Source organism: Sphingomonas sp. BK235 (assembly GCF_004345855.1).
Taxonomy (GTDB): Bacteria; Pseudomonadota; Alphaproteobacteria; order Sphingomonadales; family Sphingomonadaceae; genus Sphingomonas.
Window position 1 is genome coordinate 1 of sequence record NZ_SLXN01000017.1, and the last position, 23,138, is coordinate 23,138.

At 65.8% G+C, this 23,138-nt stretch carries 21 protein-coding genes; 19 read left to right on the forward strand and 2 right to left on the reverse strand.

The features are described 5' to 3' along the window. From EV292_RS21940 to EV292_RS21950, 3 genes are all read left to right on the forward strand, one after another. On the forward strand, window positions 1-1,135 hold a 1,135-nt coding region (locus tag EV292_RS21940; protein ID WP_207913548.1), incomplete at its 5' end, for an HWE histidine kinase domain-containing protein. 539 nt (window positions 1,136-1,674) lie between these two features. Next, window positions 1,675-3,174: a recombinase family protein gene (locus tag EV292_RS21945; protein WP_132911410.1), complete on the forward strand. Its 1,500-nt coding sequence runs from the start codon at window positions 1,675-1,677 to the stop codon at window positions 3,172-3,174. Window positions 3,175-3,532: 358 nt separating this feature from the next. Further along, on the forward strand, window positions 3,533-4,165 hold the full coding sequence (locus EV292_RS21950) for a tyrosine-type recombinase/integrase (protein ID WP_132911411.1): 633 nt from the start codon (window positions 3,533-3,535) through the stop codon (window positions 4,163-4,165). Window positions 4,166-4,379: 214 nt separating this feature from the next. On the opposite strand, the gene EV292_RS22855 is transcribed toward EV292_RS21950, so the two are convergent. Beyond that, window positions 4,380-6,158, reverse strand: a complete 1,779-nt coding sequence (locus EV292_RS22855; protein ID WP_132911412.1) for a tryptophan-rich sensory protein — start codon at window positions 6,156-6,158, stop codon at window positions 4,380-4,382. A 351-nt stretch (window positions 6,159-6,509) separates the two neighbouring features. On the opposite strand from EV292_RS22855, the gene EV292_RS23295 reads away from it, so the two are divergent. The 14 genes from EV292_RS23295 (at window position 6,510) to EV292_RS22025 (ending at window position 20,694) form a co-directional block, all read left to right on the forward strand. Continuing rightward, window positions 6,510-7,370, forward strand: a complete 861-nt coding sequence (locus tag EV292_RS23295) for a DUF4394 domain-containing protein (protein ID WP_132911413.1) — start codon at window positions 6,510-6,512, stop codon at window positions 7,368-7,370. Between the two features lie 857 nt (window positions 7,371-8,227). Then, a complete protein-coding gene (locus EV292_RS21965; RefSeq protein WP_132911414.1) occupies window positions 8,228-8,452 on the forward strand; it encodes a hypothetical protein in 225 nt (74 codons plus the stop codon). Between the two features lie 62 nt (window positions 8,453-8,514). Continuing rightward, the gene (locus EV292_RS21970) at window positions 8,515-8,778 is read left to right on the forward strand and encodes a hypothetical protein (protein WP_165927239.1); all 264 of its coding nucleotides are present in this window, start codon (window positions 8,515-8,517) and stop codon (window positions 8,776-8,778) included. A 184-nt stretch (window positions 8,779-8,962) separates the two neighbouring features. After that, window positions 8,963-9,520, forward strand: coding sequence for an RNA polymerase sigma factor (locus tag EV292_RS21975; protein WP_132911416.1), 558 nt, complete (start codon window positions 8,963-8,965; stop codon window positions 9,518-9,520). Beyond that, window positions 9,513-9,917, forward strand: a complete 405-nt coding sequence (locus EV292_RS21980; RefSeq protein WP_132911417.1) for a hypothetical protein — start codon at window positions 9,513-9,515, stop codon at window positions 9,915-9,917. Before EV292_RS21975 ends, EV292_RS21980 begins: the two co-directional genes overlap by 8 nt. Next, complete coding sequence (locus EV292_RS21985) at window positions 9,914-10,351, forward strand: periplasmic heavy metal sensor (protein WP_132911418.1); 438 nt, start codon at window positions 9,914-9,916, stop codon at window positions 10,349-10,351. Before EV292_RS21980 ends, EV292_RS21985 begins: the two co-directional genes overlap by 4 nt. Window positions 10,352-10,459: 108 nt before the next feature. Continuing rightward, on the forward strand, window positions 10,460-11,824 hold the full coding sequence (locus EV292_RS21990) for a DUF1800 domain-containing protein (protein ID WP_132911419.1): 1,365 nt from the start codon (window positions 10,460-10,462) through the stop codon (window positions 11,822-11,824). Between the two features lie 5 nt (window positions 11,825-11,829). Next, the gene (locus EV292_RS21995; RefSeq protein WP_132911420.1) at window positions 11,830-12,978 is read left to right on the forward strand and encodes a DUF1501 domain-containing protein; all 1,149 of its coding nucleotides are present in this window, start codon (window positions 11,830-11,832) and stop codon (window positions 12,976-12,978) included. A 451-nt stretch (window positions 12,979-13,429) separates the two neighbouring features. Further along, window positions 13,430-14,530 (forward strand): PAS domain S-box protein, encoded by a 1,101-nt coding sequence (locus EV292_RS23300; RefSeq protein ID WP_243693919.1) that lies wholly within the window; start codon window positions 13,430-13,432, stop codon window positions 14,528-14,530. After that, a complete protein-coding gene (locus EV292_RS22990; RefSeq protein WP_243693920.1) occupies window positions 14,448-15,503 on the forward strand; it encodes an ATP-binding protein in 1,056 nt (351 codons plus the stop codon). The genes EV292_RS23300 and EV292_RS22990 overlap by 83 nt, the downstream gene beginning before the upstream one ends. A 2,060-nt stretch (window positions 15,504-17,563) precedes the next feature. After that, window positions 17,564-18,274, forward strand: coding sequence for an SDR family oxidoreductase (locus EV292_RS22010; protein ID WP_132911422.1), 711 nt, complete (start codon window positions 17,564-17,566; stop codon window positions 18,272-18,274). 116 nt (window positions 18,275-18,390) lie between these two features. Then, the gene (locus tag EV292_RS22015) at window positions 18,391-19,215 is read left to right on the forward strand and encodes an oxidoreductase (RefSeq protein WP_132911423.1); all 825 of its coding nucleotides are present in this window, start codon (window positions 18,391-18,393) and stop codon (window positions 19,213-19,215) included. A 50-nt stretch (window positions 19,216-19,265) separates the two neighbouring features. Continuing rightward, window positions 19,266-20,114: an alpha/beta hydrolase gene (locus tag EV292_RS22020; protein ID WP_132911424.1), complete on the forward strand. Its 849-nt coding sequence runs from the start codon at window positions 19,266-19,268 to the stop codon at window positions 20,112-20,114. Window positions 20,115-20,163: 49 nt separating this feature from the next. Next, complete coding sequence (locus EV292_RS22025) at window positions 20,164-20,694, forward strand: VOC family protein (protein WP_132911425.1); 531 nt, start codon at window positions 20,164-20,166, stop codon at window positions 20,692-20,694. Between the two features lie 32 nt (window positions 20,695-20,726). Here the strand turns inward: EV292_RS22025 and EV292_RS22030 are convergent, their stop codons facing one another. Further along, entirely contained in the window at window positions 20,727-21,587 is an 861-nt protein-coding gene (locus EV292_RS22030; RefSeq protein ID WP_132911426.1) for a LysR family transcriptional regulator, read from the reverse strand. A 312-nt stretch (window positions 21,588-21,899) separates the two neighbouring features. Here EV292_RS22030 and EV292_RS22035 point away from each other — a divergent pair, with 312 nt between their 5' ends. Both EV292_RS22035 and EV292_RS22040 read left to right on the forward strand, forming a co-directional pair. Further along, window positions 21,900-22,403 (forward strand): sigma-70 family RNA polymerase sigma factor, encoded by a 504-nt coding sequence (locus EV292_RS22035; RefSeq protein ID WP_243693921.1) that lies wholly within the window; start codon window positions 21,900-21,902, stop codon window positions 22,401-22,403. Then, window positions 22,393-23,034: a DUF1109 domain-containing protein gene (locus EV292_RS22040; RefSeq protein ID WP_132911428.1), complete on the forward strand. Its 642-nt coding sequence runs from the start codon at window positions 22,393-22,395 to the stop codon at window positions 23,032-23,034. The genes EV292_RS22035 and EV292_RS22040 overlap by 11 nt, the downstream gene beginning before the upstream one ends. Window positions 23,035-23,138: the final 104 nt, after the last annotated feature.

Sequence of the window (23,138 nt, forward strand, 5' to 3'; positions counted from 1 at the left end):
AGGTGCACCCGCACAAGGCGCTGGGCTACCGATCACCCCGCGAGTACATCGCGCAAACCCGCGAGGCCTCGTCAGGCATTTAGGGGGCAACGACACCCTTTGGGGTACGAGGCAGCTCGACAAGCTGATGGCTGTACGCCGCAACACCGAAGCGCTGCGCGAAAGTGAGGCAACACTGCGCGCCTTCTTCGAGACTGAGGGTCTGCTCGCCTCCATCGTTGAGCTCCGCGGCGACGATGCACGCTACCTCACAGCCAACCGCGCGCTGTCTCGGCTGTACGGGCACGAGGACGTCAGCGGCCTCAGCATTCGCGACGTACAACCACCGGAAACGGCTGCGGCTTTCCTTGAACGGCTGAAGATGTCGCAGGCAAGCGGCGTACCGACCAGCCTGGAGCGATCGACCGACGCGGTCGGCGGCGTACGATGGTTCACTGTGACGATCAGCCCAATTGTGGGCAGTCCGCCCGACGCCCCGCGCTTCGCCACCGCCGCGCTCGACATCACCGAGCGCAAGCGTGCCGAGTCTCAGCAGCAGCTGCTGCTCCTCGAACTCAACCATCGCGTGAAGAACACCCTTGCCGTCGTGCAAAGTCTGGCACAGCAGACCTTTCGCGGCGACCAAGCCTCACCCGCTGCCCGACGGGCGTTCGACGCGCGACTGGCCGCCGTTGCAGCGGCGCACCACCAGCTCGTTCGACAGGATTGGCGCGCCGCCTCCATCGGTGTCCTTGTCGCGGACGTGGTGGGTCCAGGATGCGGTGCTAGCCGGGACCGCTTCGATATCGGAGGCCCTGAGGTGATGCTGCCGCCGAGAACCGCGGTGTCACTCGCGCTGGCGCTGCATGAGCTGTGCACCAACGCAGTGAAGTACGGGGCGTTATCGAACGAGAACGGCCGGGTCGACGTAAGTTGGTCGCTGATAGGCCCGAGCCCAGACAGGCTTCGACTAGTCTGGCAGGAGAGCGGAGGACCGCCGGTCAAAGCGCCCTCCACCCGCGGCTTTGGCTCACGCCTGATTGAACGAGCACTCGCTGCCGAGCTTGAGGCACCAGTGGAGCTGAGCTTCTCACCCGAAGGCGTGCGCTGCGTTATCGAGACGATCTTCGCGCAAATTCCGGTGAGCCAAGCGTGAGAGAACGATCGCCGGTGAGACGGTGACCCAATACCGGACACCTAAGGCTACTCGTCCGCCGCCCAATTCCGGCCATCCATTCAGCTCAATCGCGCCCGTCACACCGCAGCCCCACGGCTGAGGTAACAGGGCGCCAGGAGACAGGCCCTTCTGCAAGGCGAAGACCGCTGCGCATTCAGCCCTAAGGTATTGGAGGAAAACTCACGACGCTGACGACAGGTCGAACGCCGCGGGTCGCGCGCAAGCGCTGCGTGGCAATCTTCGCATTGCTCCGATGCCGTACGATCCGGTCAGCTCGCATCTCGTACTCTAGCGCCTCAAGCCTAAGCCGATCTGCGTCCGGGCCGCGCCCGATCATATCCGCGACCCGGCGGCAGCGTTCAGCCTCGCGCCGGAGACAAAGGGGATCGTCAATCAGCATGGGTCAGCCCAGTCATAATCAGCCGGCGCGTTCTAGCCGTTAGGAGCGAAAGCGGCATAAAGGGGATTGCCAAACGAGGGCGGTTAACCTGCATCTAAGCGGCTATCAGTTGTGGAGAATGAGGTTGGGGGGTCAGGTCGCACAAGCAACGGTCAAGGCATACTCGTACCAACGATTTAGCAGTCCCTCGCAAGCGAACGGTGACAGCCTTGCTCGACAGACTGCGTTGGCAAAGGCGTACGCCGAGCAGCACGGCCTGCACCTCGACGATGAGTTGACCTACCGCGACTTGGGGGTCTCCGGCTTTCGCGGGAAAAACGCCGCTCATGGCGAACTGGCCTGCTTCCTTGAGGCCGTTCGGACGGGACAGATACCCGAGGGTAGCTTTCTCCTCATCGAAAGCCTGGATCGACTCAGCCGCGACAACATCCTTCGAGCGCAAGCCATCCTCACGAACCTTGTCGTATCGGGCGTGAACGTGGTCTCCCTGGCGGACAACCGCCTCTACTCCGAGGAGAGTCTATCGGACGATCCACTAGGTCTCATTTATGCCCTCATCGTCTTCATAAGGGCAAACGAGGAGAGCGCGACCAAGTCTATGCGCGCGCGCCAAGCATGGACACGCAAACGTGCAGCTGTCCCCTCCAAGGTTCTAAGCAGCAAGCTTCCTGATTGGCTAACTTTCGACAACGGACGCATAGTTCCGATCGCGGCGCGAGCTGAGCTGCTGAAGCGCATCTTCGGCAACGCAGAGGAAGGTCAGCCGCCACAGCAGATCGCTGAGACGCTCAACAAGGAGCAGGTGCCACGTTGGAGGATCGACGGACCATGGGAACGCACCACGATCGCCGCTTTGATCAATAATCGCCGCGTGACCGGTGCGCTACCGCTCCACGAGTTCGTCTACAAGCGCAACGTGCAGCACCGATTGCCGATTGGCGTAGTTGGTGGCTACTTCCCAAGGATCATAGAGCCCGAAACGTTTCTTCGGGTCTGGTCCATTTGCAGCAATCGTCGCCGTGGAGGAAGTGCCGCGAAACGCAACGTTTTCGCAAATTTGCTACGATGCGCAGACTGCGGTGCGGACGTCCGACACAAGCCGATTGGCGAGGAAGGAAAAGGTGTTCTCGTCTGCGCAGGGGCTAGCATCGCGCACCGATGTAGCGCTCCCGAGTACTCCTATGCTGCATTGGAAAGCGCAATGCTGGCCCACCTGGGCCCTTGGTCAGCCGAGGGTATTATCTGGATCAGAGAAGCTGATCCCGGCGGGTGCCGGAATTCTCGCGGCGCTCCTTATCGGCTCCTTGGCAACGAGGCGCTCTCCTGGCACCACGATCGACTAAGCAGCGAGCTAGCTCAACGTTCTCCCGGCAAATACGGGCAAGCACCAAGCTTGGCAGATTACATGGTCACATCAAGTGGGCGTCGTTACCTGTTGAACGATTGCTCGACCTTGCTGGCCGCCGGCGAGACCGGCCTCTCGACCTCACGTGCGCGGGTGAACGCCAATGCTGCTTTGCGTCGCATGTTCAGCCATGGCTCCGTGGATCTGCGAACAGGCGCATGTACCCTCCTGTGCGGAAAGGCTGGCTCGGTCGATATCAGATCACAAGCCTAGTCGCCAAAGTTGCCGATCGATCCTCTACCTTTGATCGAAAGACACCAATGGTTGTGTCCTAAGCCCGACGGGCTGCGCCGGTTTAAGAACCCTTATACCGGCGCAGCCTCTCTTCCGATCAGATCTCCGACCCTCGCCATTCAATCTCCACCGCGAGCGTCTCGATTTCCATGATTGCCGGGCTCGCCTGAGCTGCTCAGGAACGATGCTCGAGCGGCTCGGCCAGGGCGACTCGCCTTGCAAACCCTGGTCGCCCCGCAAAAGATCAGTAAAGCGCGTCGACCGCGCTCGGAGTCACTTCACGTGGAGCGGCATAAAGCGTAGCATCAAGGCCGACTCGGACCTTTGGAGATGAGCGATGGGTCACTCGTCGATTGACCCTGCCTTTCATGAACTGCGGCCGTGGAATGACGGTCGAGTTAGCGGCCCCAAGCGTGCCCTCAAACCACAGCAGGTCTGGGCCATCCGCTTCTTTCTCGATCAGCATCGACGGCTCCGAGATCGCGCCCTGTTCGATTTCGCTATCGACAGCAAATTGCGCGGTTGTGACGTAGTGAAGGTCCGCATCGGCGACATTGTTGTCGGCGGCCGTATACGTGATCGCGCGATTGTCGTACAACAGAAGACCAAGCGACCGGTACAATTTGAGCTTGTTGAGCCCGCGCGCCGGACACTCCATGACTGGCTGCAGCATCGCGGCGGCACCCTGAACGACTTCGTTTTCCCAAGCCGAAACGACTACATGGACCACATGAGTACCAGGCAATACGCCAGACTCGTGCGTGAGTGGATCGTGGGCATCGGCCTTCAGGCAGAGGAGTATGGAACTCACTCACTTAGGCGCACAAAGGCGTCGATTATTTACAAAGCAACGGGCAATCTACGCGCCGTGCAGATCTTGCTCGGTCACGCCAAAATCGAAAGCACGGTCCGGTACCTTGGCGTTGACGTTGAGGACGCGTTGGAGCTCTCAGAACGCACCGAGATTTAGCAGCTTGACCCAATAACGGTCACTCAGAGGTTCCTGCCCATCTCCCGCAATCAGCCATTCGTTTAGCCCCACAGCTGCTATAGCCGAGAGGCTTTCAAAGGGTTCGATTGACGCGCGCGGATGAACCACGGATCGACTGGCACCTCAGCTAGAAGCAATCCCTTCGGCACGCCCGATCGGCACGCTGCGATCCCGTGAGCGCAGGCTTTCGCCATCATGCCGCGCCCTGACCTGGCCCCCTTCCCCGCGGGCTGTCGCGCCGGATGCGATCGGCCAGCACCGCCGCGAAGCCGAGCCAGGCAACGAAGGGCAGCGCCAGCGCCGCGGCCGGCCGGTCGGCCTTAGCGGCGGTCGCAACATAGGACGCGCCGGTAACGACCATCGCCGCCGAGGCCGCCGCGCTGGCTCCCAGCCGCTTCTCGCCGAAGAACAGTTGCGTCCAGCCGCCCACCATCGCGGTGTTGACCAGCCACAGCCCGACGGCCGCGTTCCGCGCGGTTCCTGACGGCTGTCGCAGCAGGCGATAGCCACCGGCGGCAAGACCGGTCTCCAGCACCAGCCACACCGCCCCGAACACCGCGTCGGGCGGCGTGTAGCCTGGCTTGTCCAGATCGCGATACCAGCGGCGGATGCCGGGATGTGACGGATCGGGCGCGTTGCGTCGGCCGACCAGCGCGCTGGCGCCGAGGACCACCGCGATCGTGCCGAGCGCCAGCAGCGGCGAAAGGCCGGTCTCCGCTGGCGCGGCCGGCGCGACGGGCGCCCTGCTCGCCGCGGTTCCGCTCGACGTTGGCCCTTTCGTCTCCGACGTCGCGTAGCGTGAGAGGTCGACATCCTTGGAACGGCCGCCGAACAGCTTGCCAGCGAGGCCGCGCACTGCGGGCCGGCTCGCCACGTTCAGCGCGGTATGCAGCAGCCGGATGGCGAGCCGGCTGTGCGGGTTCGCCAGGCGCGGCGCCACCTTGGGCACCCCCTGCGCATCCTCTACCATCGCCCGCATCGCCTGCTCATAGGCCATCAGTGCCGCGCCCACGTCGCTCGAGCGGATCAGCTCCTGCGCCAGCACATAGGCGCCGGTCACCGCCAGCGTCGTGCCGTAGCCTGCGATCGGCGTCGCGCACCACGCCGCATCGCCGGTCAGCACCACCCGGCTCTTCGACCAGCACGGCATCCGCACCTGGCGAAGCACGTCGAAATAGAAGTCGTCGGTGGTCTCCATACCCGCGAGCACGCGCTCGCTTTGCCAACCCGCGTCGGCGAAGCGCTCGCGCAGCCACGCTTTCTGTCGATCGATATCCCAGTCCTGCTCACCGCCCGGCGGCTGCTGCACCGACAGCATGGCGCGCGCGGTGCCGTGCCGGTCGGGGCGGAGCGACACGCTGCGGCCGCCAGGCGCGTTAAACCAGCGCCACAGGCGATCGTCGTCTGCCCGTCTCGGGATGGTGAAATAGGCGATCGTCAGGTCCATCCAGCGCGGCGCATTCTCGCCGGGAAAGACCAGCTCCCGCGTCCGCGACCCCACTCCCTCAGCGACGACGACCAGATCGTATCGCCCCGTCGTGCCGCCGGCGAAAGTGACGGTGGCGCCGTCGTCATCCTGCTCGATCCCGGCGATGCTGTCGCCGAACCGGAAGGTGGCGTGCCCGCGCGCCGGTTCGTAGAGCAGACGGGCCAGGTCGCCGCGCAGGATCTCCATTTCGGCGGTAGGGCCGTCGCCCTTCATCCCGGCGGTGAGGAACCGCGCCGCTACCGCTCCGTCATCTTCCACCCAAGCGGTCCCCTCCTCGCCCGTGCCCTGATCCAGCGCCGCCTTTTCCAGCCCCATCCGGCGCAGCACCTCGCGGCCGACGCCGCGCACGTCGACGTTCTGGCCGCCATCGCGGAACGTCGGCGCCCGCTCGACCACCGCGACGTCGAGTCCGGCGCGCCCCAGCCACCAGGCCACTGTGTTGCCGGCGATGCTCGCGCCGGCGATCAGGATGCGAAGGGGCATAAGCGTGTTACTCCTCGCCCCTGTAACAAACGGAAACGAAGAAGTCGCCCAGCCCGGGCGGCCGCAGCCGCTCGCGGGCGAGTGACCTCCGCCGCCAAGTGGGTCGGGATCACCCGGTGACGGACCGGCTCCAGCCTGCCTCCGCGCGGTGCATAAAAGGGCAGATACGCAAACATTGGAAAATAGATGCCCTGTTTATAGAGACATAAAATGTAATCTTGTTTGCAGACGATTGTCACGTCGCCGTCGTTGACTCCGCATTGAACAAAAGCTGTCTGGTCGTGAGTAAGGGCGATCAGGCATTCGTCATGATCCGCTGACTTACTACGGATAACAGAGGGAGTTGCGGTCATGAAGAAAGCTCTAGCACTCGCATGCGCGGCGGCACTGATGCCGGTCAGCGCCTCAGCGGCGACGATCTTTGGCGTCGATGAGACCAACAGGCTGGTGTCGTTCAGTAGCGCTGCGCCAGGAACGTTCCTGTCCTCGGTGAAGATCACCGGTACGAACAGCAGCATCGAGGCGCTCGACTTTCGTCCGCTCAACAGCACATTGTACGGGCTCGGTACCGATCGGGTGGTGTACACCATCAACACCATGACGGGTGTCGCGACCGCTGCCAGCGCCGCGCTGGGGATCGAGGGCAGTGTCTTCGGGTTCGACTTCAATCCGACGATCGATCGTGTCCGCATCGTCAGCAACACCAACAACAACTACGTCTACAACCCTAACGACGGTTCGCTGACAGGTGCCCCGACGACCACTACCCTCGGCTATGCTGCGGGCGACCCGAACGCCGGGCGGGATCCGGGTGTCAGTGCGGCCGCTTACACCAGCTCAACCTTCGGCGCGCCCGGCACATCGACCCAGCTCTACGTGATCGACACCGATCTCGACGTCCTCGCCAAGCAGAACAACAATGGGGGGGTGCTCACCACCGTCGGCGGTCTCGGGCGCGATCTCGGCTCGCGTACCAGCTTCGACATCGCAGGTAACGAGGCGTTCGCCTTCAACGGCCGATCGCTTTTCAGCGTCAATCTGGACAATGGCGCGCTGTCCGCGCTGGGCAACACTCCGCGCCAGCTGTTCGGCATAGCCGTGGCGCCGGTGCCGGAGCCGGCGACCTGGGCGATGATGATCCTCGGCTTCGGCGCGATCGGCTATTCGATGCGCCGCCGGTCGACTGTGCGCTTCACGCGCCAGATCGCGTGATCCCAGACAGCCGCGGGGCAGCGACAACGCTGCCTCGCGGCTGCGATGCCTTGGCCGATGGTACGATGGCAACGAGCGTCAGCCTGAGCAACGACGGGACCGGCCGGCCCCTTTGCCGTGGGGCAGGATGTTGCCCGGTTTGATCGGAGACTTACCCGCGGCGCACTCGTCGTAGCCCCCCCCGAGATCGATAGGTCCAGGCGGCAGAGCACCGGCCAACTCAGATCGCTGGGGTGCCGCCCGGGCGCCTCATTCAGCGACCTGGCCACCGCTTGTGGAGGCAAGTCTCAGCGAAGGGCGTGGACAGCTGTGCGGCGCCGGGCGCGGTGCAACGATGCATCGATAACGCCGAAGCCGAGGATCGTAGCGGCTTACACCGAGCGTTCCAGCTGGCCGCGCCGGGCTGGTCACTTACCATTTTACGTTCGCATAGCTCACCCTCACGTTTTGCCCGTCATCCGCCTTCATTTGGCTCGGGGTCGAGTAGGAGAAGTCGGCCGACGAGGTCGTGCGCCGGTGAGGGTCTTAAGCTGAAGCGTGTTTTGGAGCCGAACGCCCTACACATGCTGCGAAGATGTCTATTCGCAGGATGCGCATCCTATCATCATTCGTATGCGATTGAGTGCTGGCGCATCCCCTCTCCACTCTCGTGGTCGAGACCCAGAAGCGGTCACTCCCGGCGCCCTGCACGCATCCCAGCTTCAGACTTCCGTTCATTTCAATGACAAGCGATCATCCGCGTTGTGGCTCGCGTTGCATAACTCTCATACGAATGTTGGGTCGGGCGACGGAATGTCAGCCCTACTGCGTTCAAGCCAGCGCCGCTCATATCCGGCGGTGACTCGTCAGGAGGACGTATGAAGCTGATGATCTTCGCGGCCGCCGCGGCTGGCATGGTCATAGTTGCCGCGCCGCCAGCAGCGGAAGCGCGACAGGGCTGCGGCCGTGGCTTCCATCGAGGGCCCGCCGGCGCGTGCCACTCCAACGTGCGCGGCGCTTACTATCGCGGTTACGGCTATTGGGGCGGGCACCGGTACTGGAAGAACCGCTACCGCTATCATGGCGGCTGGCGTTACCGCTGAGGCGTACCCCGGGCGCGGCGCCGCGTCGTGCCCGCCATCTCTACCAATCGCGAGGATTGAGGATGATCCGACTATCGTTGCCTGCCGCGACCGCGATGCTCTTTCTCTCTGTCACCGCCTGCACCACTCGCGGGGACGTGCGCCGCGCCAGACTCGATCTTCAGGACGCGCGCCGCGATGTGCGCGATGCCGACCGCTACGGCGACCGTTCGGACCAGCGACAGGCGCGCGACGAGCGGCGCGACGCGCGGCGGGACCTGCGGCGCACGCGGCGCGCTTATGAGGACGATCACCGCTGCGGCCCACGCTATGACCGGCCGTGCTGATGAGCTTGCCACTCAACTGTACGATGACGTCCGTGCTGCCCGGGACGTTCACGCGGCGCGATGGTCGACTGGACCCTGACCGCGACATCACGCGTCCTTCCCACGCGGGAGCGCGCCGCGCGGACGAGGGGCAGCTTTCCCGCTCCACGTGACAGCGTGCGAACGGCGATGACGGGGTTCGCGATTGAGCGATCACGATCCGGATGCGAGCCTGATCGCGCGCGTAGGGCGCGGCGACCGAGCGGCGGCGCGACTGCTGGTCGCCGCCAAGCTGCCGCGCGTGATGTCGCTGGCGACGCGACTGCTGCGCGACCGCACAGCTGCGGAGGACGTCGCGCAGGAGGCGTTCCTACGCGCGTGGCGCGGCGCGCGCGAATGGCGCTCGGGGAGCGCACGTTACGATACCTGGCTTCACACGGTAGTCCTCAACTTATGTCGCGACCGACTAAGGCGACGGCGCGAACTCACCGGCGAGAGTGTACCCGATCGTGTCGACCCGGCGCCGGACGCCGAGCAGGCGCTGCTGGCGACAGAGCGCGCGCGGCGCGTTGCGGACGCGATTGCTGCGTTGCCCGAGCGCCAGCGCGAAGCCATCGTGCTGGTCCATTATCAGGATCTCAGCGGCGCCGACGCGGCCGCCGCGCTGGAGGTGAGCATCGAGGCGCTGGAGTCGTTGCTGGCACGCGGGCGGCGGACCCTGCGCGCCCGCTTCGCGGCGGAACAGGAGGCGGAGCGTGAATGACGTGACGGCGACGGAGCGCTATCGCGCGCTTGCGGAGGCCTATGGCGGCACGCTGGCGCGCTGGCCCACCGCCGAGCGCGCCGCGGCGGCACGCTGGGCGGCGACCCCGGAGGGTACGCGCGTGCTGGCCGAGGCCTCGGCCCTCGACCGGCAGCTCGATCGCTGGCCGGTGCCGGTCGCTGCAGAGGGCCTGGCGACACGGATCGTGGCACACGCGCCCGCACCGCCGCTTCACGTGCGAGTGCGCTGGTGGTGGTCGACTGCGGGTATCGCCGCCGCTCTTGCCGGGGCGGTTGCGGGAACCGCGGGGGCGACGTTGATCGGCCCTTCGCACGACCTGACCATGGAGGGAGGCACCGTGTTCGGCGAGCTCGGACCCGTGGACGACAGATCGTGAAGCGCTGGCACCTCGCTCTGATCGCGTCGGCAATCCTTAACTTGTTCCTTGCCGGTGCGCTGGCGGGTGGATACCTCTCGCTGCAGGGCGGCCGCAGCGTGATCACGGCGGGTTCGCTGCGGATTGCCGGCGCCGAGCTGCCCCCGGGCGAGCGGCGCGCCTATCGCACCGCGCTGCGCGAGACTCGTCGCGCGATGCGTCCGACAGTGCTGGCCGCGCGAGGTGCCAAGGTGCAGGCGGCGGATCTGCTCGCTCAACCGCGCGTGGATCCGGCGGCAGTTCTGGCCGCGCTTGACTGCGCACGCGCCGCCGACACCGCGGTCCGCGCAGCGGTCGAGCGGCGTGCCGTGGCATTTGCGGTCACGCTGCCGCCGGCGGAGCGAGCCCGAATGGCCGCGGCGATGCGTCGCCGTGCCGCGCGCGGTGGGCGCTAGCGTCCGATCCATCAGGTTCGGAACGTTGACGCGCGTGTGCTGCCGTGCGGCCCTGCTCGCGTCAGTCCAGCGTGCGACGGGTTTCGCTCGCCGAGCCGTTGAAAGTACATGGATCAGCCTGAACACATCCCGTCGGCCGCCGCGATCGCGCTCAACCGCTTTGGGCTCGGCGCGCGTCCAGGCGCGGCGCCGTTGGCCGATCCCCGCGCCTGGCTAATTGATCAATTTGGCCGCTACGAATCGCGCCCCGCCGGCTTCGCCGCACTGGCCGACGCCGGCACGCTGCTCGACCAGTACCGCGAAGGGGTTAGAGCTGCTCGTGCCACGGAGGCAGCGACCGCAGAGCGCCAACTCGCCCGGCGCAACCTGCGCGACGCCGCGCAGTCGCTCTATCGCGAGGGCGTGCAAGCTCGCACCGACGCTGCTTTGTTGACCGAGGCGCCCTTCGTCGAACGCATGGTCCACTTCTGGTCCAACCACTTCTGTGTATCGGCTGACAATCCGCGTGTCGCCGCGCTCGCCCCCGCATTCGAGCGTGACGCAATCCGCCCGCACGTGCTCGGGCGGTTCCAGGACATGCTGTTGGCGGCCGTGCGTCATCCAGCGATGTTGCTCTACCTCAATCAGGTCGGCTCGATCGGTCCGTCTAGCCCTGCCGCGCAGCGCGCGCCTGACCGCAACCGGGGCCTAAACGAGAATCTCGCGCGCGAGATTATGGAGCTGCACACGCTCGGCGCGCGATCTGACTACACCCAGCAGGACGTGACCGCCTTCGCGCGCGCGCTGACCGGCTGGTCTACCGGGCGGCGTGGCCTCTTCACTTTCCGAGCGCCACAACATGAGCCCGGCACGCAGACGATCCTGGGCCGACGCTATGCGCAGCCCGGTGTGGAGCAGGCGCACGCCGCGCTGCTCGACTTCGCCGCCGCGCCGGCGACGGCCACCCACGTCGCCAGCAAGCTGGCGCGCCACCTCACCGGAGACAACCCATCGCAAGCGATCATCCGGCGGCTCACCGGCGCGTTCACGCGGAGCGGGGGCGACCTGCCGACGCTGTATCGCACGCTGATCGACTCGCCCGAGGCGTGGTCGCCTGCCGGGCGCAAGTTCAAAACACCGTGGGAGTGGACGATCTCGGCGCTGCGCGGGCTCGGCTGCCGTACGGCGGCGTCGCTTCCGATCGCGGCGCTGCAGACGCAGCTCGGCCAGCGCGTGTGGCGCCCAGGGGCGCCCGCGGGCTGGGACGACACGGCCGCGGCCTGGGCAGGCTCGGACGCCCTGCTGCGGCGTGTGGAGGTGGCTCAGCGCTTCGCCGCCGCGCCGGTGTCACAGGGCGTCGACGCGCGCGCGCTCGCGCCACAGATCCTGCCAGGTGCGCTGAGCGCAGCGACCTCGCAGCAGATCGCGCGTGCGGAGAGTCCCGCGGCGGCGCTCGCGCTGCTGCTCGCATCACCCGATTTTCTGAGGAGATGAGGCGTATGCTCGATCGTCGTCGCCTGATGGTCACCGCCGCGCTTGGCACCGGCATGCTGTTCGCCGCCCCCGGGCTCGCACTCGCCACCGTTCGCGGCGAGCGCCGCTTCGTGTTCATCATTCAGCGCGGTGCGGCAGACGGTCTCGATATCGTCCGCCCGGTCGGCGATCCCGGCTTCGCCGCGCTGCGTGGGGCACTGATCGGCGCCGACGCACCGGGGCAGCGGCTCGACTCCACCTTCGCGCTTCATCCCGCACTGGTCGAGATCGGCCGCCTCTACGGCGCCGGCGAGGCGCTCTTCGTCCACGCAGTCGCCTCACCCTATCGCGACCGCTCGCACTTCGACGGCCAGAACGTCCTCGAGACCGGCGGTGCGAGCCCCTATGCGCAACGCGACGGCTGGCTCAACCGCCTGGTTGCCATGATGCCGCATCCCGCGGACGAGGCGATAGCAGTGACCTCAACGCTGCCGCTGGCGCTGCGCGGCGCGGTGCCAGTCGCCTCCTACAAGCCCTCGCCGCTCCCCGCCGCCGGCGAGGACCTGATGGCGCGGGTGACAGCGCTCTACGACGCCGATCCCGAGCTTCACGCGCCGTGGCAAGCGGCACTCGACGCGCGAGGCCTCGCCGCGGGCACCGGCGCACGGCAGGATCCGACGAGCCTCGGGCGGCTTACCGCCGGCTTCCTGACGAAGCCCACCGGCCCGCGCGTCGCCATGCTGGAGACGCTCGGCTGGGACACGCACAGCGGGCAGAAGGGGCGGCTCGCGACTCAGCTCCACAACCTTGACGCGCTGATCGCGGGGCTGCGCGAGGGACTTGGTGCGGCATGGGCGCAAACGACCGTCTTGGTCGCGACCGAGTTTGGGCGCACCGCCGCGGTGAACGGCACAGGCGGCACCGATCATGGCACCGGGGCGGTGGCGATGCTGCTGGGCGGTGCGGTGCGCGGCGGGCGCGTCATCGCCGACTGGCCTGGCCTGGCTCCCTCCCGCCTCTACCAGCATCGTGATCTGCGACCGACCATCGCGCTCGACGCTCTCGTCGGCGGAGCGACAGCTGAGGGGCTGGCACTCGATCCCGAGCTTGTCCGTCGTCGCTTATTCGCTCAGACGTCCACGGGAACGATGCTGTCGGCGCTGATCCGCGCGTGAGTTCGTGTAATTGAGGCGTCGCCACTCTTAGGAGTAGTACGGCTCTACTGGCTCGAACGAGACCGATATTGCCCTCGCATTCCCGGCTCCGCTAAGACTCAAAAGCGGTCATTCAGAGGCTCCTGCCCGCCTCCCCACTCCGGCTGCTCGTTCAACTCGCAATCAAGCCCTTTGGGCGCTTCGTGCTGCGGTGACTCGAGCCTGTACTGGGAACGCGGACTGCCGATGCGGGTACCGGTCAGCCCGCTGCAAAGCTAAGCGCTTCTGTCCCGTCCATCGACGCCACTCAAAAGTGCAAGCCTCATCGATTTTGCCGTTTGTCGACGCGCGTTGGAGCGTAGACCCACGCTGATGGTTAGATGCGTCGGACCGACTAGGAGTTACGCGTGCAGCGTTGCATAAGCGATCAAGCCGAACGGACGACAAGGTTGGCGTGTCGTGGCGGCGTGAGATGAGCGGACGAAACCTCGACCGGCTGATCGTGGATAGCGCCACCGACTTCGCCATGATTGCCACCGACGTAGATGGTCACGTCACACGGTGGAACCCCGGCGCCGAGAAGGTGCTTGGATGGACGGAGGCCGTGATGCTCGGCAAACCGCTCGAGCGCATCTTCACGCCGGAAGATCGCGCCATTGACCGAGCGCTCACAGAGATGCGTCTCGCACGCGAGACAGGGAGAGCGAACGACGAGCGTTGGCACCTGCGCGAGGATGGAGACCGCTTCTGGGCTCAGGGAGAGATGACGCCACTGCGATCAGCCGACGGCGTGCTGGAGGGATACGTGAAGGTGATGCGGGATCGTACCACCGAGCGAATCCGCGAGGAGCGTATGAGCCTGCTTGTTAAGGCCTCTGATGGCCTTCTGTCCGGATCCGACCCCGACGCGGTGAACCAGGCGGTTCTTGAGAGCGGCATTCGATCGCTCGGTTTTGACCAGAGCTTCACCTACGCCCTCACCGAGGACGGGCAGCACCTTCACCTCATCTACTCGGTCAACGTGCCGCAGGGACAGCAGGAACAGCTCCGGCATGCTCCCTTCACGTTGCCGCTCTGCGGCATCGTGGCGGAGCAGCGTGAACCGCTCATCCTGAACAAGGCGCAGCTGAGTTCGAGTGCGCGCTACGAGGTCGCCTACAATGAGGGCATTACCGCCTACGCCGGGTACCCCCTTCGCGGCCGGACCGACCTTTTCGGTGTCATCTCCTTTACATCGTTCCACTGTGACCAGTTCGACCCCGAAGCACTGACCTTCTTCTCGACCCTCGCTCGCTTCCTGGCGGTCGGGCGAGAGCGGCTGGAGAACGAGGGGACTTTGCGCAACCTGGCCCATCAACTCGAGGTCCGAGTCGATGAACGCACCCGAGAGCTCCTCAAGACCGAGGAAACGCTGCGGCATTCGCAGAAGATGGAAGCGATCGGCCAACTCACCGGGGGCGTTGCGCACGACTTCAACAATCTGGCTGACGGTGATCCGCGGTTCAGTCGACCTGCTGCGCCGCGGCAATCTCACGGCCGAGAAGCGCTCTCGCTATATCGACGCGATCGCTGACACCGCGGCGAGAGCGACGAAGCTGACCGGCCAGCTTCTCGCCTTTGCGCGCCGCCAGGCGCTCAAACCCGAGGTGTTCGACGTGGTAGCCCGGGCGAACAACGTGGCGGACATGATCGACACCGTCACGGGTGCGCGTGTCGCCGTACGGCTCCGATTGCCGGCGACCCCCTGCTATGTGCGCGCCGACCTTAGCCAGTTCGAGACCGCACTGGTCAACATGGCGGTCAACGCGCGGGACGCCATGGATGGTGCTGGTACGCTGACGATCGAGGTCCGCTGTGGCGCGTCGCTCCCGCCGTTGCGTGGACACGCCGGCTCGCCGGGCAAGTTCGTCGCTGTATCGCTGACCGACACCGGCAGCGGCATCACGTCTGGAGACATGCAGCGCATCTTTGAACCGTTCTTCACGACCAAGGATGTAGGCAAGGGCACGGGGCTCGGTCTGAGCCAAGCGTTCGGCTTCGCCAAGCAATCCGGCGGTGACATCGAGGTGACGAGCGAGGCAGGCGCCGGGGCCACGTTCACGCTCTACCTGCCCGAGGCGCAGAGTGGCCCGGAGGCGATCGATGAGACGCCAGCAGGAACCAGCAGCGGAGAAGGCGCGGGTCTGTGCGTTCTGGTTGTCGAGGACAACGAGGAGGTGGGACGTTTCTCGACGCAGGCGTTAGAGGAGCTGGGCTACAAGACGCGCTGGGTTGCCACGGCGGAAGAGGCGTTGAGAGTTCTGGAACGAGGAAAGGCGGGCTTTGATGTCGTCTTCTCCGACGTCGTCATGCCCGGGATCGGCGGGCTTGAACTTGCCAAGAAGTTGTCGCGCGACATGCCGGAACTGCCGGTGGTTCTCGCCAGCGGCTACAGTCACGTGATCGCGCAGGAGGGAAGCCATGGCTTCACCCTCGTCCACAAGCCGTATTCTGCGGACGAGGTATCACGAGTGCTTCGAGCGGTCACGAGCGAGAGCGCCCGCTGAACTGACGCATTCGCTGGAGGGCCTGCTGTCTTGGCGCCCGGTAAGCTATACGACGCAACTGAGGCTTGACGGCGCTACATGACCCAAAGTGGTCACTACGCGAGTCACATGTGATCCTCAACTTCGATCACCAGTTCAAATCAAAGGCACTCAGCGTCCAAGCCAGAGCGCACCGACGTGTGCATCTCCTCGCAGCCTGGGTGGTGGCCGCCGTGTGTATCAGCTGCCCGCATGCTCAACTGACGCCCAAGCTGATTGAACAGCCTTCGACTGAGGCGGTGTAGAAATCCTTTGCCACCCGGCTAATCGGCTAAAGAATTGATTAACACAGGTTTGCAAACCGCATCCGGCAGGCCCGAGTCTCGTACCTGCGCATAGGCAGCACGGACGGAGATTGCGAAGTGCATCGATCTACAATGCTTAAGAGTTGGTTTGTTGAAGAAGTAGGTTTGCACACGGCGACAGTTACGGCCTTGAAGGCTGATGGGCTGGACGTTGCGCTATGAGCACGGACCATCAGATTGAAGGTACGATGGCATACGCGCAACGCGCTGCCATACAGTCGGCTCTACGTATTTCCAGCTATAATCTAAGTGCAGCGGCCGAGCGGCTGCGAATAAGCAGAACAACACTGTACCGCCTCATCGACCAGTATGACATCAAGTTTGATAGGGAGACCCGCCGGTCGGGCGCTACCCGTCGAAGGCGGTCGGCCGGAAACTCTCAGCCACGAGTGACGCTGGTCGATGGCAACTGGTACTTGGAACAGCGAGGAATAGCTGCGAGACGCTCGTAGCCGACACAAAGCCAGCGTCGTTTCAAGGGTATTCAGTTCGCATGCGACGTCGCCAGGCGCTGGGATTGGAGCTGCGCGACCTTCTTCCACGCAGCGTAGACCCACAACTGGTCACTCAGGCGCCCCTGCCCGCTTCCCAACTCCGGTCGCTCGTTCACCTCGCCGTTCGAGCCTTTTCGGGCGTTCCGCGCAGCTGTCCGGCTGGCCTGATTGGCAGGACAGCGCGACCGCACCGGGCGGTCATCGCGCCGACGCCCGCAGCAGGGTCCATGATCGGCCGTCGCGACATCGTTGGCCGAACAACGCGCAATTTCTTTGCTTCACCGCGTCGGAGGCTTCCCCGCCACGATGTCGACTCTTGATTAGAGCAGGTGATCGGAGTTGTTCACCGAACGCCACGTTCCGGTCGTCGTCGTGAATGGTGATGGGCTACGGCAGCTTCCACGGTGCGATTGGCGATCTGCATATCGGTTTGATCGAAGTGCGCCGCCGCTCGCAGACTACCGCCGCTGGACACTGTAGCGCTCGGTCGACGGTCAAGTTCATCTGGTCGTACCGGGCTTGGTAACCGCACGCGCGCCCGCTGGTGCCAACCGCTTCATAGATGAGTGGCGCAAGATACGTCGACTTTTCGCGACCAGTCTGAGACCGCTCCTCGTTCACTCTAGCCAGCGCCGGCGTGCTAATCAGGGTTCCAGCCAGAACGATCGCCTTGAACGCTCCACCATGCATCCTACCCTCCTCCGCGGCGCCTGCACTCTACCCATGCAGCTTCCCTTGTCTCGGCTCCAATGTCGAGAGCCTCGGTGAGTTCAAGCTGCTAAGCGTCGTCAAAGCTCAGGGTCGCCGGAAGCCCTGGCGAGGCTTACCCCGGCCACCCGCGAGAGCCTCTTACGGCCCACTTTTGTGTCGACGCAAAAGCGGTCACTTTCGACGTCCCGCCCGCCTCCCATCATCGGCCAGTCGATCGTCAGTCCATTAGTTCTCGTCCGCGATCCGAGCTGGCGGCCTGTTTTTGCGCGATGGAAACCCGTTAGCTGATCGGTCGGGCCATCGAGCTTGAAGAATGATGGATTGAAGCCCGCGGTACAGGCCTGAACACAGGACGTGCAATCCTGTAAGTTTACGACCGTCGGCGCCGTGCCCAAATGTCCGTGGACGACGCAAGCATTTCACCTACGCACACCTCCTGCCTCAGCGCGTCGAGGCACTCCATCGCACCCTCAACCGACCGCCACACCTGATCTCGCAAAGGAGAAACACGATGACGTTCTCTGATCGCAAAGCTTTCGTCGTCGGCGGAAGCCGCGGCATCGGAGCCTCGATCGTACGTCACTTCACCAGTGCAGGCGCTACAGTGATATTTACCTATGCCGCTTCCGTAGGCGCGGCCAACCAACTCGCCGCCGCTACCGGCGCGAAGGCGATACAGGTCGACGCCGGCTCGCGCGACGACCTGATTGCCACCATCCGCAACGCAGGACCGATCGACATCTTTGTCTACAATGCCGGTCTACTGGTCGTCGGCGATCCCCTTACGCTTGATGCCGATGAAATCGATCGGATGTTCGACGTCAATGTTCGTGGCGCCTATTTCGGCAGCATCGAGGCCGCTCGCCTCATGCCTGACGGCGGCCGTATCCTTGTCATCGGCTCAGACACAGCAGACAACATGCCCTTCCCCGGGCTCGCGGCCTACGTGCTGACCAAGGCAGCCCTGCGGGGGATGGTGCGCGGGCTGTCACGCGACCTCGGACCGCGCGACATCACGATCAACGTATTACAGCCAGGTCCTACCGACACCGACATGAACCCGGCCGACGGCCCGCGCGCGACCGGTATGCTCGGGCAAATGGCGATCCAGCGCTACGGCACCGCCGACGAAGTCGCGAGTCTTGCACTCTATCTCGCCGGTCCGATGGCGCGCGGCATCACTGGCGCCGCGCAAACGATCGACGGCGGCTTCGCCGCCTGACCTCCCGTGTCGGCGGCCCTCCCAACGACCCGCAGGAAGCTGCGCTCGATCATCACCGTGATGGCAGCCTGGGCCGGTGGTCTCACAACGTATCAGCACGAGTCGGAGAACAAGCAATGCGAACCTGGCTCATCACGGGCTGCTCCAGCGGTTTCGGCCATCGGCTCGCGCTCGCGGCCGCACGGCGCGGCGATCAGGTGATCGCGACGGCGCGCGACGTCCGGACCATCGCCGCAATGGCAGAACCGTTCGAAGGCCGGCTGATCACGCTTCGGCTGGACGTGACCGACAGGGGCGAAGCCGAGGCGGCGGTCGCGAAAGCGGTGGAGATCTTCGGCGGCTTTGACGTGCTTGTGAACAATGCCGGCTACGCGCTGTTCGGCGCGATCGAGGAAGGCACTCCCGAGGAGTATCGCCCCCTATTTGATGTGAACGTCTTTGGCTTGATCGAGACCACCATAGCGGCCCTGCCCGTCCTCCGCCGCTCGCGCGGGACGATCGTCAACATGTCGTCGGGCGCCGGTATCGCGGGCCGGGGCGGCGGAGGCTATTATCACGCCACCAAATTTGCCCTGGAAGGGATATCCGAGGCCCTCGCCGACGAGCTGGCGCCCTTCGGCATCCGCGTGCTGATCGTCGAGCCCGGCCCCTTCCGCACCGACTTTCTCGGACGCTCGATCGCGATGACGGCTCGGCAGATGCCGGAGTATGCCGCGAGCTCGCGCCGCCACTATCGCGACACCAACGACGGCCATCAGGCGGGCGACCCCGACAAGGCGGTCGCGGTCATCCTGGCGGCGGTCGACGCCAAGGACGCGCCGCTCCACCTGCCGCTCGGCGGCGCCGCGCACGCGATCGCCGAACGCAAGCTGGCAGCCTTCCGTCGCGACCTGGACGCGTGGCGGGACCTCACGCTCGCCACCGACTTCGACGCGTCCTGAGCGCCGCTCGCGCGCTTTCCAGCCTTCACCACCACACGGGAGAACGAGCGATGATCGCGGCTCTGACCGGCTTCACCCAACGACCGGTGACAGCGAACGGCATCAGCATCAACGCGGTGACGGGCGGCGCCGGGCCGCCGATCCTCCTGCTGCACGGCTGGCCGGAAACATGGTGGGAGTGGCACAAAGTGATGCCGCTCCTCGCCGAGCGGTTCAGCGTCGTGGCGATCGACCTGCGCGGCGCGGGCTTCTCCGACTGTCCGCAGGGCGGCTATGACAAGGCGACCATGGCGCGCGACGCGCACGACGCGATGGTCGCGCTCGGCCACGAACGGTATGCGGTGTGCGGCCACGACATTGGCGGCATGGTCGCGCTGGCACAGGCCGCACTTCACCGCGACGCCGTCACTCACCTAGCCGTACTCGACGTTCCGCTGCCCGGCTGGAGCCAGTGGGAGGCGACGATCGCGCGGCTGTGGCACTTCGGCTTCCACATCAACCGCGATCTGCCCGAGCGGCTGATCCAGGGACGTGAATACGACTACATCGCCGCCTTCATGGCCGAGCGGTTCTACGACCACAGCACCTTCGACCCCAGCGACGTAGAGGTTTACGCGCGCGCGATGGCACTGCCCGGCCGCCTGCGCGGCGGACTGGAATGGTACCGAACCCTCGCCGCCGATCATGAGGCCGCGCTCACGTACAAGCAGCGGCCGCTCGCCATTCCGGTGCTGGGTCTCGGCGGCGACACCCGCTTCGGCGCCCAGATGGTGCCGATGCTGGAGGAGTTCGCCGACACCGTGACCGGCGGCGCGATCGCGCGGTGCAGCCACTATGTCGCCGACGAACGGCCGGACGAGGTCGCCGCCGCGCTGATCGATTTCCTCACGCCCAGTTGAAGCGCCGTCCGCCTCTTATCGATCCACGTTCTTGCAGAGGAAGAATCATATGACCGACCCTGTCACCCGCGGCATCAACCACATCGGCATCACCGTGCCCGACATCGCCGCCGCTTTGTCCTTCCTGTCGGAGGCGTTCGACGGACAGCTGATCTACCAGTCGTTCGGTCCGCAGGATCCGTCGCGGCGAGGGCCCGAATTCGAACGCGCGGTCGACGCCTTTCCGGGGACGGTCGTGCGCGCGCAGGCAATGGTGAAGATCGGCACCGGACCCGATATCGAACTGTTCGAGATGCACGGCCCCGAGCAGGCCGCGCCGGTACGGGCGAGCGATTTCGGCATCACGCACTTCGCGCTGTACACCGACGACATCGACGCGGCGGTCGCGCGCTTCGAGCGGGCCGGCGGCACGCCGCTGACCGCGCCGCGCGCCATCCCCTATGCGACCGAGCGGGGTGCCGGAAACAAGGTGTGCTATTGCCGCATGCCCTGGGGCACGACGGTCGAGTTCATCACCACGCCGGATCGCATGCCCTACCATGACCAGACCGATCTGCGCCGCTGGCAGGACGGCGACTGAGCAGGCACGAAGGTGCTCGCGCTATCGCCGGATCACGGCAACACCGCTCGCAGGTGCTCGTCGACGACCCGGATGAAGGCGCGCAGGCGCTGCAAATGCTTCAGGTCGCGATGGTAGCCCATCCAGATGTCGCGGCTGGGCGGTTCGGCCGAAAGCTCGAGCCGGCGCAGTCCCGACACATGGTTACCAACCGCACGAGGGAGCACGGCGATGCCGAGACCCTGGCGGCACAGATGTGACTGCACGTTCCTGTTGTTCGACCGCACGATCGGCGCCGCGTTGGGGAAGCTCGCCTTGAGCCAATCGATGTCGGGGAACTGCCCGGTGGAGGTGTCATGCGTGATCAAACCAAAGCCCGCGCCATCGCCGAACACGGGATCGGGAGCCGCTGCGGCGACGTACACGCCGTAGTTCAACCGGCTGAGCCGTCGCTGCACGATATCCGAGGTGTCGAAGGGGACGATGCGGAAGGCGATGTCCGACTCGCGCTGCGCGAGGCTGAACAGGCGGGTGCCGGTGAGGATCTCGACATCGACCCCGGGGTAGGCGCTCGTGTAATCGGTGACGATCGGGGGGAGGACATAGGCGCCGAACCAGTCGGCCGAGGAGATGCGCAGCGCGCCGCGGAGCGCCTGCTCCTGACCGGCGAGGCGCCGCTCGAGCGCCAGCGCGCCCTCCTCCATCTGCTCCGCCAGCGCCACGATGGCGCTTCCCTCCTCCGTCAGCACGAGGCCGTCGGCGGTCCGCTGGAAGAGGATCTGACCGGTCGCCTCCTCGAGCGCGCGGAGGCGCCGCCCGACGGTAGGATGGCTGAGGCGCAGCGCCCGGGCCGCGCCGCCCAGCGTGCCCGAGCGCATTACCGCCAGGAAGATGCGGACGTCGCTCCACTCCATCTCTGCCCTCCCCTTGCACCCGCGACGTCGCGCGCGGCATCGTTCTATACGAGCGTCCGCCGCCTTTCAGTGCAACCCGGCGATGGTGTTCGCAGGCGTCGCCGTGGCGTGGGGCATGACAGGCAAGCTCCGCTCAAGCGAATGCTTGGAAAAGAAAGGTTCGAGGTAGGTGACCGGGATCGCACGGCGAGCGAATAACAGATCATGCGAAGCGAGCATCTCTCGAGACTGATCCCCCGGCCGTCGCCCGACGCGGCTCGGGTCAGCCGCGAGCGACCGGCGCACACCGCGCCGGACGAGTGGGGCAAGCTGATGGCCGCCGCCCAGGACGGACATGGCGGTGCGTATCGGCGGCTGCTCGTGGAGATGTCGGCATGGCTCACGCGCTACTTCACCCGGCGCCTGCCCGCTGGCGAGGTGGACGATGCCGTCCAGGAGACGCTGATGGCAGTGCATCGGCGCCGTCACACCTACGATCCGTGCTACCCGTTGGGACCGTGGCTCGCGGCGATCGCCAAGAACAAGTGGGTCGACCAGCTGCGAAGCCTGGCGCGGCGCCCGGACGGCGAGCTGTCCGAGGACGTCGCGGTCGGCGACCATGAGGCGTCGGTGGTCAGCACCTCCGTGCTCGCCACTTTGCTCGAAGCGCTCCGCCCGGCGCAGGCGCAGGCGATCCTGCTGGTGAAGGTGCAGGGCTATAGCGTCAACGAGGCCTCGTCGCGGATCGGCCTGTCGCCTTCGGCCGTGAAGATGAACATCCACCGCGGCCTCGCCCGGCTCACCGCCCTGATCGAGAAGACTCCCGATGTCGAATGACGCCCTGATCGCCGAGCTCTCGTCCGGCCTCGCGCCGGTTCGGCGCCGCAGCGTCGCGCGCGAGGGCGCGCTCCTCGTCGCGCTGTGCGGGATGGAGCTGGCGCTGTTCCTGGCGATGGGTGCGATGCGGCCGGACATGAACCATGCGGCGGACTCGCCCTATCTGATGTGGCGGGTGGGAAGCCTCGCGCTTCTCGCCGTGGTGGCCTGTGCGGTGGCGATCCGCTCCTTCTCGCCCGCGGCGCGGACGCGACCGGGTCTGACGCTCGCCGGCACGCTCGCGGCCGCGGCGATCGTCGCGGGCGTGTTCGTCGCGCCCTCGGGAACGGCGCACCGCGCGCCGCTCGACCGCCTCGACCCGGCGAGCGGGATCGTGTGCGCCACGTCGATCGTCGTGCTCTCGCTGCCCGTCATGGCGTTGCTCGGCGCGCTGATGCGACGCGCCGCACCGACCGAGCCCCGGCTCAGCGCGCTCGCCGCCGGCCTCGCCGCGGGCACCTGCGGCGCCTTTGTCTTCGCCTTCTGCTGCCCCTTCAACGACCCGCTATACGCGGTGGTCTGGTACAGCATCGGGTGCGGTGCCGTAACCGCCGCGGCGCGATGGTGTCTGCCGCGGCGCTTCCGCCTCTGACCTGATGTGCCGCGGCCACCTGGCCGCGATCGACCCGACCGTCGACGCCCAACCCGGTTCGCCGGGAGCGACAACGCGCGCCCTCAACCCCGAAAGGAACCTGC

Bases quoted from the DNA above. Each gene is read 5' to 3' on its own strand.
- EV292_RS21945 (WP_132911410.1), top strand. From the start codon at position 1,675: ATGAGGTTGGGGGGTCAGGTCGCACAAGCAACGGTCAAGGCATACTCG.
- EV292_RS22030 (WP_132911426.1), bottom strand. From the start codon at position 21,587: ATGGAGTGGAGCGACGTCCGCATCTTCCTGGCGGTAATGCGCTCGGGC.
- EV292_RS21995 (WP_132911420.1), top strand. From the start codon at position 11,830: ATGCTCGATCGTCGTCGCCTGATGGTCACCGCCGCGCTTGGCACCGGC.
- EV292_RS22020 (WP_132911424.1), top strand. From the start codon at position 19,266: ATGATCGCGGCTCTGACCGGCTTCACCCAACGACCGGTGACAGCGAAC.
- EV292_RS21970 (WP_165927239.1), top strand. From the start codon at position 8,515: ATGATCCGACTATCGTTGCCTGCCGCGACCGCGATGCTCTTTCTCTCT.
- EV292_RS21950 (WP_132911411.1), top strand. From the start codon at position 3,533: ATGGGTCACTCGTCGATTGACCCTGCCTTTCATGAACTGCGGCCGTGG.
- EV292_RS21965 (WP_132911414.1), top strand. From the start codon at position 8,228: ATGAAGCTGATGATCTTCGCGGCCGCCGCGGCTGGCATGGTCATAGTT.
- EV292_RS21990 (WP_132911419.1), top strand. From the start codon at position 10,460: ATGGATCAGCCTGAACACATCCCGTCGGCCGCCGCGATCGCGCTCAAC.
- EV292_RS22040 (WP_132911428.1), top strand. From the start codon at position 22,393: ATGTCGAATGACGCCCTGATCGCCGAGCTCTCGTCCGGCCTCGCGCCG.
- EV292_RS22025 (WP_132911425.1), top strand. From the start codon at position 20,164: ATGACCGACCCTGTCACCCGCGGCATCAACCACATCGGCATCACCGTG.
- EV292_RS22855 (WP_132911412.1), bottom strand. From the start codon at position 6,158: ATGCCCCTTCGCATCCTGATCGCCGGCGCGAGCATCGCCGGCAACACA.
- EV292_RS23295 (WP_132911413.1), top strand. From the start codon at position 6,510: ATGAAGAAAGCTCTAGCACTCGCATGCGCGGCGGCACTGATGCCGGTC.
- EV292_RS22010 (WP_132911422.1), top strand. From the start codon at position 17,564: ATGACGTTCTCTGATCGCAAAGCTTTCGTCGTCGGCGGAAGCCGCGGC.
- EV292_RS22015 (WP_132911423.1), top strand. From the start codon at position 18,391: ATGCGAACCTGGCTCATCACGGGCTGCTCCAGCGGTTTCGGCCATCGG.
- EV292_RS22035 (WP_243693921.1), top strand. From the start codon at position 21,900: ATGGCCGCCGCCCAGGACGGACATGGCGGTGCGTATCGGCGGCTGCTC.
- EV292_RS23300 (WP_243693919.1), top strand. From the start codon at position 13,430: ATGAGCGGACGAAACCTCGACCGGCTGATCGTGGATAGCGCCACCGAC.